Below are 13,635 nucleotides of genomic sequence, written 5' to 3'. Positions count from 1 at the left end.
AGTTTGCGAGCAAAACGATGATTAAGTGGCCCTGGAAAGAGCAAGAAACAACCCGGAGTGACGACTGGCCGTGGGACGACGCCCAGGCTATTCCTCTTCTGGTGAATCTCACCGAGCAAGAACAAGCCAGACTTATCGCCCTGGCCGAGCGCTTTTTACAGCAAAAAAGATTGGTAGCGCTTCAGGGGTTTGAACTTGACCCACTGAAAAGTGCGCGCATTGCGCTGCTTTTCTGTTTGCCTGTCCTGGAATTAGGGATCGAGTGGCTCGACGGGTTTCATGAAGTTCTCATCTACCCTGCCCCGTTTGTCGTTGACGATGAATGGGAAGACGATATTGGGCTGGTGCATAATCAACGGGTTGTACAGTCCGGGCAGAGCTGGCAGCAAGGTCCGATAATCCTTAACTGGCTCGACATTCAGGATTCTTTTGATGCCTCCGGCTTTAATCTGATCATCCATGAAGTGGCACATAAGCTTGATATGCGTAATGGCGACCGCGCCAGCGGTATTCCGGCGATCCCTCTGCGAGATATTGCCGGTTGGGAGCACGACCTGTATGCCGCAATGAATAACATTCAGGATGAAATTGATCTGGTCGGTGAAACCGCGTGCAGTATAGATGCTTACGCAGCAACCGACCCGGCCGAATGCTTTGCCGTTCTTTCGGAGTATTTCTTCAGTGCTCCTGAATTATTTGCGCCACGTTTTCCGGCCTTATGGCAGCGTTTTATTCAGTTTTACCGCCAGAACCCCATGGAGCGGTTACGCGATACCCGCTAAGATGGTCATTATCGCTCACCAAATGTGCATTAACGCTGAATTTGAAGATTAATTAAGCAATTGAAATGACGCGCTAATTTTACTGTTGACACCTCATGGCGAGGTCAGTAATATGCGCCTCGTTCACACGATTCCTCTGTAGTTCAGTCGGTAGAACGGCGGACTGTTAATCCGTATGTCACTGGTTCGAGTCCAGTCAGAGGAGCCAAATTTAAGAAGCCTGCTTAGGAAACTAAGCAGGCTTTTTGCTTTTTCGGTCGCTATAAAATCCCCTCTGATAAGCACCCTGCCTGCTCCGCACCCCGTTACATGCCGCATCACAACGTTGATTAAAGTTATGTAAATGTAAATCGTTTAAACTTTGCAATTATTGTAAGTGCTAGTGATTATCATTTATTGTACGCGAGCCAAAGGAACGAGCCCTCGCTCGGTTCACTGTACGTTCCAATTACTCTGGGATATAAACGATGAATTCTCTGCCTCGCGCCGGACTGCGCCGTATCACTCTTGCCTCTTCCCTGGTCTTCTCAGTTAGCCTACCGGCTTTCGCTCAGGAAACGTTAACGCTCTATACAACCCGTGAACCGGGTCTGATCCAGCCTTTGCTTGATAGCTGGACCAAAACCAGCGGCATCAAAGTCAGTACGGTCTATATCAAGGACGGTATGCTTGAGCGCGTTAAAGCTGAAGGTAAAAATTCACCTGCCGACCTGCTGATGACCGTCGATGCCGGTAATCTCATTGATTTAGTGGAAGCGGGTGTAACTCAGCCAGTAGAGTCAGAAGCACTGAAAACCGCTATTCCGGCTAATCTGCGCGGTGCAGATAATCAGTGGTTTGCGCTATCGATGCGTGCCCGCGTGCTGTATGCCGAGAAGTCACTGCCAATCGATAACTGGCATTACGAAAAACTCGCCAGCCCTGAGTACAAAGGTAAAGTCTGTATTCGTTCCGGACAGCACCCGTATAACACGGCGCTGATCGCCGCAATGATTGCTCATCACGGCGAAGCAAAGACCGAAGAATGGCTGCGCGGTGTGAAAGCTAACCTGGCGCGTAAAGCTACTGGTGGCGATCGCGATGTTGCTCGCGATATCCTCGGCGGCATTTGCGATATTGGTCTCGCCAACTCCTATTACGTCGGCCATATGAAAAATGCCAAAGAAGGCAGCGATGCGCGTCAATGGGGCGATGCGATTAAAGTCGTTAAACCTACCTTTGAAAATGGCGGTACACACGTCAACATCAGTGGTGCAGCTGTAGCCCGCTATGCGCCAAATAAAGCCGATGCCGTTAAGCTGATGGAATATCTGGTTTCAGCACCTGCCCAGCAGCAGTATGCGAAAGCGAACTTCGAATACCCGGTACTGAAAGGCGTGACGCTTGACCCGGTTATCAACGCAACTATTGGCGAAATCGACGTCGATAAAACACCATTAACCGAAATCGTTAAATATCGTAAACAAGCTAGTCTGCTGGTAGATAAAGTTGGATTCGATCAATAAACCTCTGCAGTTTCCGACGTTACGCGGCCTGGTTTCCGGGCCGCAGTCATTATTAACGCCGCTACATCTTGGCGCACTGTGCGTAGCGCTTGGCGTTCTGACACCGATCATTGCGCTGATTTGGCAGGCTACCCAGGCCGATTTATCTCACTGGGATAATCTCCTGACGTATGTACTACCTGCCGCACTAAAAAATACCGTGCTGTTATTAGCCGGTGTCGCGGTGATGGTCGGCGTGATTGGCGTAGGCAGCGCATGGGCGGTAACGGCATGGGATTTCCCCGGACGTAAAATACTTAGCTGGGCGTTACTGTTGCCGCTGGCGATGCCGACCTACATTGTGGCCTTTGCGTGGCTTGATCTGCTGCATCCGATTGGCCCCCTGCAAACCTTTATCCGTTTTTTACTGGGTTTTGACAGCCCAAGACAGTTCCGTCTGCCAGATTTACGCTCACTTTCCGGCGCAATCATCCTACTCGGATTGGTGCTTTACCCATACGTGTATCTGACAACCCGTGCCATGTTTATTAGCCAACCGGCCCATTTACTGGAAGCCGCACGCACGCTGGGATGCAGCGCAACCGGAACCTTCTTTCGTGTTGCATTGCCCATGGCCCGTCCGGCACTGGCCGTTGGGATCAGCCTTGCACTGCTGGAAACGCTCAACGATATTGGCGCATCGGAGTTTCTCGGGGTACAGACGTTAACCGTTACCGTGTACACCACATGGATCTCGCGTTCTGATTTATCTGCCGCGGCACAAATTGCCTGCATGATGCTGATGTTTATATTCCTTATTCTGACGCTGGAATTTTATGGTCGCAGAAAACAAGGATTCAGCAGTCGCAGCCTACGGGAAATTCAACCTACGCGCGTGCAGGGCTGGCGTGGCTGGCTGCTTGGTGGCGTTATTTCACTGCCTGTCCTGCTGGGTTTTCTGGCTCCGGTTCTGTTTTTAATGTGGGAAAGCGCCAAACGCATAGGTGATGAGAATCCGCTTTCCTCTTCGTTACTATCAGCATTACAAAATACGCTATCGCTGGCGGCGGGAACCACGCTGGTGGTGGTTTGCGTCAGTATGTTAGTGGCCTGGAGCGCGCGTCATAGCGCCGCCGACAACGCCATGCCAGGATTTCGTCGCGGCGTGATGCGTCTGGCTTCTTTAGGCTATGCGGTTCCCGGCACAATTCTGGCAATTGGTTTTTTGACCCCCGCCATGGCGGTAGACCGCTGGCTGGCCGATTTACTGGATGTTCGTGGTCTGCCGCTGATGTCCGCCGGGATCCTGCTGGTAATTTGTTGTGCCATGCGATTCCAGGCGATTGCCATTGGCGCACTGGATTCTGGTCTGGGCCGTATCCCCCCCTCGCTGGAACAGGCGTCTCGTCTGTTGGGTGAGAATGGCGCGGGGACGTTTGCACGGGTCCATTTTCCCCTGCTGCGCCCAGCGTTAGTCAGCAGTGCCCTGCTGGTTTTTGCCGATGCCATGAAAGAACTGCCAACAACGTTGCTTTTGCGCCCGGTCAATTTCGAAACGCTGGCAACATTGTTGTATGCGGAAGCAGCCCGTGGAACCTATGAAGAAGGTGCTATCGCCGCGCTAATGATTGTTTTAGCTGGCACGCTACCGGTTATTTTGTTGGTGCGTCATCAAATGACTCGCCGTGGTTAAGAGAGCAACAATGTCAGAAATTGCATTACGACTCCAGGATGTACACGTTACTTATGGCAACAGCCAGCAATCGGTACTGAGCGGATTTTCAATGTCCGTACATAAAGGTGAAATCGCCTGTCTGCTGGGCGCTTCAGGCTGCGGGAAAACCACGGTGCTACGCGCAGTTGCCGGATTTGAACGCCTGCAAAACGGAGAGATCTATGTGTCACAGCGCCGTGTTGCCGGTCCCGGCATTCATCTGCCACCGGAAAAACGTCATGTTGGCATGGTCTTCCAGGAATATGCGTTATTCCCCCATCTGACCGCGCAGCAAAATGTGGCCTTTGGATTGCGTCGCATGCCGTGTGAGGAACAACAGGCCAGAGTGACTGAGCTGCTGAAAATGGTGGAGTTACACAGCCATGCCAACCGCTATCCGCATGAGCTTTCCGGCGGGCAACAACAGCGTATCGCCCTTGCGCGCGCGTTGGCGCCACATCCGGAAATCCTGTTGCTCGATGAACCCTTCTCCAGCCTTGATAAGCGCACGCGTGAACGTCTTGGCAACGAGGTACGGGATATTTTGCGCGCCGCCGGGCAAACGGCGCTGTTGGTTACCCACAGCGAACACGAAGCTCAACTAATGGCAGACCATATTGGCGTGGTAAAAATGGGGCAGTATCAAATAAAAAAAGCGCCCCATCCGACCTGAAGGTCACCAGAGTCGCCCTGAAAATTAATAATGTTTCTGTACCAGGCTGATGTTCACCGGCATACCGGAACGTCTTTCCAGTGCCTGGTTCCCACGGCTCACATCCACGTCATTCCCGCTGATAAAGGTACGCAGAGCGGGAGTGACTGGCAAAGGTACCTTTCTGTCAGACTCGTATTCCGAACGATTTCGCGACAGCGGCTCATGCACTTCCACCCAACGACTACCGTCCGGCTCTTCGCTGTATTTCACCGGTCGGTCAATTAATTGTACACGGGTCCCTACAGGCACCGTATCAAACAGGTACTTGATGTCGTCATTCCGCAAACGGATACACCCCTGGCTTACCCGCAGACCAATACCGAAATTGGCATTTGTCCCGTGAATGGCATAAAGCCTGCCGATATAAATTGCATACAGGCCCATCGGATTTTCTGGCCCGGCAGGAACAAATGCTGGCAAGCTTTCCCCGCGAGCGGCGTATTCGCGTCGGGTATTTGGCGTCGGTGTCCAGCTTGGTGCTTCCTGCTTACGCTCTACCGCCGTCACCCAGTTGCGCGGCGTTTCTCTACCCGCCTGACCAATGCCAATGGGTAAAACCTCAACCGTATTGCTGCCAGCAGGATAATAGTAAAGCCGCATCTCGGCGACGTTGATGACAATCCCCTCGCGTACGGTATCCGGTAATATCAGTTGCTGCGGCACAACCAGCGTTGAACCCGATTTAGGCAGAAAAACATCGACGCCCGGATTGGCTTCAAGCATATTGCTCAACCCCTGCCCGTACTGAGCGGCAAATGCCTCCAGCGGCTTGGTATTACCTGGTGGAATCGTAATAGTCAAAGGGCTACCCACCAGGCGACTGCCCTCTGGCGGCAGTGGATAACTCACCGCCTGCGCGCCCTGACTCGCAAGCAGCATAATGAGTGAACAAAGCAGTTTTACACGACGCATCTTTTTCCTTTCCTTCGTCGCAGCAGATATCCGTTAATTATAGCTTTTATTATCTGTTTTAGTGGGTTACGACATATTTGCGCATAAAAAAACCTCGCCAACAGGCGAGGTTCAGGTTGAGCGGTAACTACGCTTCCTTACCATCCGGAAGCTCGATGTTACTGGCGGCTAACTGCCCCATATTGTTGTACATCGCACAAGCAGCCTCAACAATAGGCATCGCCAACGCGGCCCCACTGCCTTCGCCCAAACGCATCCCCATATTCAGATATGGATCCAATTCAAGATGCGCCAGCGCGGTACGGGCGCCCTTCTCAGCGGAGAAATGTGACGGGATTAGGTAGGGTTTAATTTGTGGTGCAATCTGGCAGGCCGCCAGCGCAGCGGAATAAGAAAGAAAACCATCCAGCACGACCGGCAGGCCGCAGGAGGCCGCCCCCAACATTACCCCTGCCATGCCGACAAGATCGAACCCACCAACTTTAGCCAGCACATCGACACCGTCATGGCGATCTGGCTGATTGACGGCAATTGCCCGACGCACAACTTCTACCTTATTCCCCACCCGAGAAAGAGGAAGGTTAGCGCCAATACCCACGACTTCCTCAGCATCACTGCCGGTAAGCACGCTAACAATGGCCGCCGCAGGTGTAGTATTTGCCATACCAAGCTCACCGACACCAAACAGCGTTACGCCGTCTTTGGCCAGTTCATGGGTATAGCGAATGACTTCCAGCAACAGCTCCTCGGCCTGCGAATGGCTCATTGCCGGGCCTTCGGCTATATTGCCGCAGCCGCGTGCCACGCGCATATTCACCACGCCGGGAATAGGTTCAGCATCAATCCCCACATCTATCACATGGACCTTCGCCCCCGCCTGAGCGGCGAGGACGCAGACGCCGGTCGTTCCACGCGTCATATTGGCAGCCTGTATAGCCGTGACAACTTTAGGTGAAACGGCAACCCCTTCATCCCACACGCCGTGATCGGCGCACATCACCAGCATCGCTTTGCCATTCACATGCGGCACACCCTTCAGGCCAGGCATCCCGGCCAATTGCACGGCGAGAGATTCGAGTCGCCCCAAGCTTCCCGGCGGCTTAAGCAAGCCGTCGATATGCTGCTGCGCGCGCAGCATCGCGGCACTGTCAGGTAATGGGATCGCGCGGAGTAAAGAGGTTAAAGTCTGCATAAGGGTTCCAGTATGTGGGCTGGCTCAGAGCAGAGCCAGCAAGAAAATCAACTCGCCAAGTTCAATGGCAGCGCCCAGCGTATCGCCGGTTTGCCCACCCAACGTGCGTTTTAATAACTGCCCAAGAATAAAAATCGCCACCATTGTGACAACCAGCGCTGCCACGCCGCGCATGCCGGGAAGCAGCACGGCAGCAAGGATCGCCGCCAATCCCAACGTAACGCAGGTTTGACGCCCGGTGACTTTACCAATAAAAACGTTACCCAGCCCTTCTTCGCGGGCATAGCGATGCCGATACATCAGCAACACCGCCGTTCCTCGCCCGGCGACACATGCCGCCGCCAGCGCAGCCAGCATCGGCGTGCCACGCAAAGCCAGTTCGCTCACCACCAGCACCTTCGCCAGTAAAACGAAAATTAGCGCCAGTCCACCGTGGGTTCCCAGACGACTGTCGCGCATGATTTCCAGCATCCGCTCGCGTCGACGCGCCGAAAAAATGCCGTCACAGGTATCCGCCAGACCATCCAGATGAAATCCCCCGGTCAATAACGCCAGCGTCAGCACCGCAAAAAGGGCGGCCAACGGTATACCGCACCAGGTCTGGAGCGCCATGAAGACCAGCCCCGTCAACCCACCCAACACGACGCCAATCAGGGGGAACATCACAATACCGCGGGAATAGTGCTCGAAATCCAGTCCTTGCGACCAGCGAGCAGGAACGGGCAAGCGACTGATAAAAGAGAGCATTGCCCAGAACAACTTACTCATTTAATTTTGACTCCAATTCCTGATACCACCAGCCAGACCTCATCAGCCGCCGCCGCCAGTCGCTGGTTCACGCGTCCTGCAATATCACGAAAATGCCGCGCCAGACGGTTCTCCGGCACAATCCCCATTCCCACTTCGTTAGTGACCAACACGATCTTTGCCGGGCAGCGCTGACAGGCTGCAATCAGCGAACGGATTTCACCTTCGATAGACTGCTCCATCGCCGCGTAATCCCAGCTGTCCGGATCGCTGTCACCGCCCAGAGCAAACAGCAGGTTGGTCACCATCGTAGTGATGCATTCAAGCAGAATGGCTTCCTGAGGATCGTTCGCTGCCGTGATCAGTTCATCAAGATGTTGCCAACGTTCGGCTGTACGCCAGTGCGCAGGACGTCCATCGCGATGATGCTGAATTCGCGCAGCCATCTCCTCATCAAAAATCTGCGAAGTCGCAATATACAAAACGTTTGGGGAATCAGCGATCAGCGCTTCCGCATGCCGACTCTTACCGCTTCGCGCGCCGCCAGTAACCAGAATCATCATACTGGCTCCCGGTGTTGCTGCATGATGGTATAAATTTTCTCAATATCGATGTGTTGCCGCATCGCATCCGCCAGCAGATCAAACTGCTGCGATTTATATTGCGCGTAATGGAAGGTGGAATCCAGCGGAGCTAACCCTTTACGTTCTCGCAGGCCATTGACCAACGCACGGGTGAAATCATCGCTGTCGAAAAGACCGTGAAGATAGGTGCCGAACGCCAGACCATCCGCAGTGACCGCGCCGTCAACAACGTTGCAGCCGTCTTTGTGCAACGTCATCACCGACTGACATTCATCGGTTAATGCTGTTTCGCCCATATGAATTTCATAACCGCGAACGGATAACCCCGCCGTGCCCGCCAGCCAGTCAGGCAGCGATGAGGACATTTGCCCCTCAACCAGGGTCGTGGTTTTGTGCTGGGCAAAATGGGTTACGGTATTGAGCAAGCCCAGCCCCGGCAGCGTACCGAGTCCTGACTCCACTTCATCAATGATGGTATCGCCGAGCATTTGATAACCGCCGCAAATCCCCACCACCGGTACGTTATTACGATGCAATTGCACGACGCCATGCGCCATGCCGCTTTCACGCAGCCACACCAGATCGCCAAGGGTATTTTTGCTGCCGGGCAAAATCACCAGATCGGCCCCCGCCAGCTCTTCAGGCTGGCGAACATAGCGCACACGCACATCCGGCTGCGCAGCAAGCGCATTGAAATCCGTAAAGTTAGAAATGTGCGGTATTTGCACAACAGCGATGTCGATGTCGCGTTTATCAGTGCGCAAATACTTGCCCTTTTGCAGCGCAACGCCATCTTCATCTTCCAGATCAACATCCAGCCATGGCATCACGCCCAGCACCGGAACACCGGTCAGCGCTTCAATTTGCTCGATACCGGAGTGCAGCAGCGTCACATCGCCGCGAAACTTATTGATGATCACCCCTTTTACGCGTGCGCGTTCGTGATCGTGCAACAGCGCCAGCGTGCCGTAAATGGAGGCGAATACCCCACCACGATCGATATCCGCCACTAAAACGACAGGGCACTGCGCCATTTCTGCCATGCCCATATTGACGATATCGCGATCGCGCAGGTTAATCTCTGCCGGGCTCCCCGCACCTTCCAGCACCAGCACATCGAACTCCTGCGCCAGGCTGTTATAAACTGACAGGATCTGTTCCCGCAGACGTGGTTTGTACTCGTGGTAACTCACCGCGTCCATATCAGTCGCTACTTTGCCCATCAGCACTACCTGCGCTTTGCGATCGCTGGTCGGTTTAAGCAGAACCGGGTTCATACGCACATCTGGCGTAATACCTGCGGCTTCAGCCTGAAAAATTTGCGCGCGGCCCATTTCTTTTCCCTCTGGCGTAATGCCAGAGTTCAGCGCCATGTTCTGCGATTTGAACGGTGCGGTATGCAGTCCATCCTGATAAAAAATACGACACAGCCCGGCGACCAATACGCTTTTACCCACATCAGATGCCGTTCCCTGCAACATTATTGCCTGCGTCATGACGCCTCCTTCAGTGCGTTCTCTCGCATACAGCTAAAAAATTCAGCCTCTGTTTTACACAGCGGGAAGCCCAACTCGGTATGCAGCTTCACCAGCCAGGGCTGAGTTAATCCCGCTTGTTCAATAAGATCCGTACGGGCGAAAACGTCACCTGGCGTGCCGTGCGTGAGTACTTCGCCCCGGCGTAAAACGTACACCGCATCGCTGACTTCATAGATAAGATCGATATCATGGCTTGAAATTACGACATGGTTTCCTTGCGCTACGATGCGTTTGATAATCTCAATCATCTGCGTGCGGCCTGACGGGTCGAGGCCCGCAGTAGGTTCATCCAGCAGCAGATACTGCGCCTGCAACACCAACGCCCCGGCTATCGCTACGCGTTTTTTTTGCCCATGGCTTAAACACTGAATGGGCTGATGGCGAAAATGCTGGGCGTCGACCAGCGTAAGCGCATCTTCCACGCGTCGGGCGATTTCAGCCTCATCCACCCCGAGATTGCGCAGGCTAAAGGCGATATCGCTGTCGATATCGGTATAAAAAATTTGCTGATCGGGGTCCTGAAATACCGTTGCCACCTGTTGACGCAGCGCCAGCAGGCCGCGTTTACTGTAATCCAGCGGTTTGCCCTGCCACATCACCGCGCCTTGCTGTGGGCGCAATAAGCCACTCAGGTTCATAAACAGCGTGGATTTCCCGCAACCATTAGCGCCTACCAACCCGGTGACGGCATGCGTAGAAAAATCCAGCGTTAGCCCTTTGAGGATCGGGTCATCCTGATAGCGAAACCAAAGCGCTGAGGTGGCAAGCATACTTTTCCTTACAGGTGAAAATCACCCTGATAAAGTTTGATATCCAGTGTGGTGGTCATTTGCTGGTAGCGGATCAACACGCGAGTGAACAGCAATCCCACCAGCATTGCCAGAGAGCGGTAGCCCAACGGCAAGCTACGATAACCAAAACGCAGCGTTTGTGCGCGGTGAATAGCCAGCGCCTCGTCTAACAGAATAAAAATAAACCGCCAGGTCAGCAGGATCTGCTCAGTTAGCAGGCGAGGAACGTGCGCGCGTTTGAGTAGGATAATTAATTGCGGAAACGGCAGATTCAGTACCAGCCAGAAGGTTGCCGCCAGCGCAGCAAGGCTGCGCCAGAATGTTTCATTCGCTGTCACCAGACCTGGTGCGCTGATCCCCAACCAGTAACTTCCCACAGGTATGCTGGCCAACAGCGTCTGTGGATCGCGGCTGATGCTAAACAGGATGGTCACTACGCCAACCGCCAGAAAACCAAACGGTAATGCCATCCAACGGCACCAGCGCCAGAAGGAAATACGCAGCAGCCAGCAGCTCAGCGCGGCAATCAATAACAGCTCAATACCCTGCCCCAACGGGGGCAGAGTAAACGCCAGAATCATCATCACCAGCCAGAGCAGAAATTTCCGCACTGGCGAGACATGAACCCAACGGCTTTGATAGCTAAGCCTGTCAAGCCCGGTCATCACGGCGTTGCCTGCCCTTGGTATAACCCAGAATATAGAAAATCACGGCTGCGCCCAGCGATCCCTGAAGTGTAAACAGCAGACTTTCAATTTCACCGCTTGCCGGTTCATACAGCGGCTGGAACCAGGGTTCATAATGCGGGGCAATAGCCTGAATCTGACTCTCCGCCTCACCGTCTGAACCGCCGTACTCTCCACCGTGGTTGATAAAGAACGGCAGGATCACCAGCGCCACTACCATGCCCAATATAATCAGCGTCTTTTTCATCGTTAATGTCCTTGTGCGGTTATTAACTGGCGTTTGGTTAGCTGATCGTAAATCAGCACGGTGAGTAACCCTTCCGCAATCGCGATTGGGATCTGCGTCAGACAGAAAATCCCCATGAACTTAATGATTGAACCGGTAGCGCCAGCAGAGGGATCCGGGAACGCCACGCCCAGCTGTACCGACGTCACGAAATAGGTGACGAGATCCGCCAGCATCGCGCACAAGAAGACGCAAACATCACGACGCAGCCCTGCACGGCAGGCCATTTTCCACACCATGTAACCCACTACCGGGCCAATTACCGCCATCGACATGCCGTTCGCGCCAAGCGTCGTTAAACCACCGTGTGCCAGCAGCAGTGCCTGGAACAGCAGAACGATCGCCCCGAGGATGGCCACTACGCCAGGTCCAAACAGGATAACTGCCAGGCCTACGCCGGTAGGGTGTGAACAACTTCCGGTAACGGAAGGAATTTTCAGCGCCGACAGCACAAAAATAAAGGCGCCGCACAGTGCCAGTAAAACTTTCTGGTGGTTATCTTCCTGCACGATTTGGCGCAAGCGCACCAGCCCGTACCACAGGCAGGGTAAAAACAGCAGCCACCATGCCAGCGCCCACATCGGCGGCAAGAAGCCTTCCATAATGTGCATGGCGAACGCTTGCTCAGGAACAATCATCAGTAATAGCGCCGCAGCCAACCCGCTGAAAGACAGCTGTTTTAGCTGTTGTTCAAGCTTCATTGTGCATACTCCCACTGTTTGTTGACCAGAATGGTCGAGAAATAAGGCAGCGGCTGATCGTCGCTCACCTCATCGAGATGACGCCAGCGCTGTTCACCTGGCAGCGTGGCTTCAGACATCATTAATGCGCAGCCCAACAAACCTTCTTGTTGCAGCAGCGCTTTGATACGCGCAAAACGACCGTACACTTTCATCAACACCAGACTGTCATGCTGCTTTAACGCCTGCTGAATTTCAGCTTCCGGCGCGGTACAGGAGACCACTGCCAGCGATTGTTGCTCCATGGCGAGCGGGGTTTTCGAACGCGCGGCAATCGCAGCGAAAGAAGTCACGCCCGGGACGATTTCTAACCAGTCAGGCGAACCAATGCGCTGCAGTAAAAAGACCCAGGTACTGAACAGCATGGCGTCGCCGAGCGTAATAAAACCTACTTTTTTTCCAGCTTCGACTTCCTGAACCAGCGCGGTTGCAACCTCATCCCAGACGGCCTCTTTTTCCGCGCTGTCGGCACTCATGGGAAAATGGCAGCAGCGGACCTCGGTCTGCTCGCCGATATACTCCCGTACAATCGACAGCGCCAGGCTATCGCCGCCTTTACGCCCGGCAGGCGCATAGAGAATATCCAGCATGCCCAGCGTACGTGCAGCACGTACGGTGATCAGATCGGAAGCGCCAGGTCCGGTGCTTAATGCGTACAGTTTCCCGCTCATGCTGCTTCCTCCAGCGCCACATTAAGCGCCTGCTGTAAATGTGCCACGAACATGGCGCGAACCGCCGGATTCTCACCCAGTCCACTGAGCCATGGCGTAGCCTTTATCCCGGCCGCATTGAACAATGTTTTCCACGAATCATCTTCGTCAGAGGCCATATCATTGATGGCATGGTCACCAGCAACTAACATCAGCGGCATCAGATGCACCGCCGCCACCCCTTCCTGAGATAAACTTTCAATCAGCACATCCACTTCCGGATAGCTTTCCACCGCCCCAACCCGCGCCGGAAAGCGCTGCGCCGTCATCATATGGTCGAGACAGGCATAGGCGGCAAAGGCATGATGGCTGGCGCCGTGTCCCATAAACACCACTTTTTCATTTTCTCTAAGCGTCGGCATTTGCTGTTGCAGCGCCAGCATCAGCTGGGCGTAATCTTCATGGCTGCTCAGTAGCGGTACACCCAGCGTCAGGCGTGAAAACAGCGGACGCATACTTTGCACTTCGCGGACAATTTTTTCGTATTCGTCGCCATTGATAATGTGCAGCGACTGAATAGCCACATCCTGATACCCCTGCTCCGCCAGTTTTTGCAGCGCCTGCAGCGGTGTGTCGATTTCAATGCCGTCACGCTGCTTGAGCTTGCGGATAATCATCCCGGAGGTAAACGCCCGGAACAGGTCGCGGTCAGGGCAACTGGCTGCAAGATCGCGTTCACAAGCCACAATATTTTTCTCACAGGTGTCGTGATAGCTGGTGCCAAAGCTGACCACCAGAAGCGCCTTTTTCATCT

The 13,635-nt window shown here is 53.9% G+C and carries 15 protein-coding genes and 1 tRNA gene; 5 read left to right on the top strand and 11 right to left on the bottom strand.

What is annotated here, in order from left to right; all coding sequences use genetic code 11:
- Positions 1-17 precede the first annotated feature (17 nt).
- The 5 genes from mtfA (at position 18) to OGV57_RS19805 (ending at position 4,653) form a co-directional block, all read left to right on the top strand.
- Complete coding sequence (gene mtfA / locus OGV57_RS19825) at positions 18-782, top strand: DgsA anti-repressor MtfA (protein ID WP_003839056.1); 765 nt, start codon at positions 18-20, stop codon at positions 780-782.
- Positions 783-914: 132 nt separating this feature from the next.
- Positions 915-990 (top strand) — tRNA-Asn (locus OGV57_RS19820).
- Positions 991-1,249: 259 nt separating this feature from the next.
- A complete protein-coding gene (locus OGV57_RS19815; RefSeq protein WP_046670003.1) occupies positions 1,250-2,287 on the top strand; it encodes an extracellular solute-binding protein in 1,038 nt (345 codons plus the stop codon).
- Positions 2,271-3,959, top strand: coding sequence for an ABC transporter permease (locus tag OGV57_RS19810; RefSeq protein WP_003844223.1), 1,689 nt, complete (start codon positions 2,271-2,273; stop codon positions 3,957-3,959). The genes OGV57_RS19815 and OGV57_RS19810 overlap by 17 nt, the downstream gene beginning before the upstream one ends.
- 10 nt (positions 3,960-3,969) lie before the next feature.
- Complete coding sequence (locus OGV57_RS19805) at positions 3,970-4,653, top strand: ABC transporter ATP-binding protein (protein ID WP_054528527.1); 684 nt, start codon at positions 3,970-3,972, stop codon at positions 4,651-4,653.
- Positions 4,654-4,677: 24 nt separating this feature from the next.
- Here OGV57_RS19805 and ldtA read toward each other — a convergent pair whose 3' ends face one another.
- The 11 genes from ldtA to cbiK all read right to left on the bottom strand — a co-directional run bounded on the left by ldtA (position 4,678) and on the right by cbiK (position 13,633).
- On the bottom strand, positions 4,678-5,607 hold the full coding sequence (gene ldtA / locus OGV57_RS19800; RefSeq protein WP_032936776.1) for a L,D-transpeptidase: 930 nt from the start codon (positions 5,605-5,607) through the stop codon (positions 4,678-4,680).
- A gap of 127 nt (positions 5,608-5,734) precedes the next feature.
- Positions 5,735-6,799: a nicotinate-nucleotide--dimethylbenzimidazole phosphoribosyltransferase gene (gene cobT, locus OGV57_RS19795; RefSeq protein WP_054528528.1), complete on the bottom strand. Its 1,065-nt coding sequence runs from the start codon at positions 6,797-6,799 to the stop codon at positions 5,735-5,737.
- A gap of 24 nt (positions 6,800-6,823) precedes the next feature.
- Positions 6,824-7,567 carry an adenosylcobinamide-GDP ribazoletransferase gene (gene cobS, locus OGV57_RS19790; protein WP_003844226.1) on the bottom strand — a complete coding sequence of 248 codons (744 nt, stop codon included), beginning with the start codon at positions 7,565-7,567 and terminating at the stop codon, positions 6,824-6,826.
- A complete protein-coding gene (gene cobU, locus OGV57_RS19785) occupies positions 7,564-8,109 on the bottom strand; it encodes a bifunctional adenosylcobinamide kinase/adenosylcobinamide-phosphate guanylyltransferase (RefSeq protein WP_003030294.1) in 546 nt (181 codons plus the stop codon). Before cobU ends, cobS begins: the two co-directional genes overlap by 4 nt.
- Positions 8,106-9,626: a cobyric acid synthase gene (locus OGV57_RS19780; RefSeq protein ID WP_016150564.1), complete on the bottom strand. Its 1,521-nt coding sequence runs from the start codon at positions 9,624-9,626 to the stop codon at positions 8,106-8,108. The genes cobU and OGV57_RS19780 overlap by 4 nt, the downstream gene beginning before the upstream one ends.
- On the bottom strand, positions 9,623-10,438 hold the full coding sequence (locus OGV57_RS19775) for an energy-coupling factor ABC transporter ATP-binding protein (RefSeq protein WP_003839037.1): 816 nt from the start codon (positions 10,436-10,438) through the stop codon (positions 9,623-9,625). The genes OGV57_RS19780 and OGV57_RS19775 overlap by 4 nt, the downstream gene beginning before the upstream one ends.
- An 8-nt stretch (positions 10,439-10,446) precedes the next feature.
- Positions 10,447-11,124, bottom strand: a complete 678-nt coding sequence (locus OGV57_RS19770; RefSeq protein WP_003030290.1) for an energy-coupling factor ABC transporter transmembrane protein — start codon at positions 11,122-11,124, stop codon at positions 10,447-10,449.
- Positions 11,111-11,392, bottom strand: coding sequence for an energy-coupling factor ABC transporter substrate-binding protein (locus tag OGV57_RS19765; protein ID WP_003030289.1), 282 nt, complete (start codon positions 11,390-11,392; stop codon positions 11,111-11,113). Before OGV57_RS19765 ends, OGV57_RS19770 begins: the two co-directional genes overlap by 14 nt.
- A gap of 2 nt (positions 11,393-11,394) precedes the next feature.
- Complete coding sequence (gene cbiM, locus OGV57_RS19760; RefSeq protein ID WP_003834098.1) at positions 11,395-12,132, bottom strand: cobalt ECF transporter S component CbiM; 738 nt, start codon at positions 12,130-12,132, stop codon at positions 11,395-11,397.
- Entirely contained in the window at positions 12,129-12,842 is a 714-nt protein-coding gene (locus OGV57_RS19755; RefSeq protein WP_286531597.1) for a cobalt-factor II C(20)-methyltransferase, read from the bottom strand. The genes cbiM and OGV57_RS19755 overlap by 4 nt, the downstream gene beginning before the upstream one ends.
- Positions 12,839-13,633, bottom strand: coding sequence for a sirohydrochlorin cobaltochelatase (gene cbiK / locus OGV57_RS19750; RefSeq protein ID WP_003844231.1), 795 nt, complete (start codon positions 13,631-13,633; stop codon positions 12,839-12,841). The genes OGV57_RS19755 and cbiK overlap by 4 nt, the downstream gene beginning before the upstream one ends.
- Between the last annotated feature and the right edge of the window lie 2 nt (positions 13,634-13,635).

This window comes from Citrobacter sp. Cf087 (assembly GCF_030334285.1).
In the GTDB taxonomy this organism is placed as follows: Bacteria; Pseudomonadota; Gammaproteobacteria; order Enterobacterales; family Enterobacteriaceae; genus Citrobacter; species Citrobacter freundii.
This window is presented reverse-complemented; position numbering and strand designations above follow the sequence as displayed.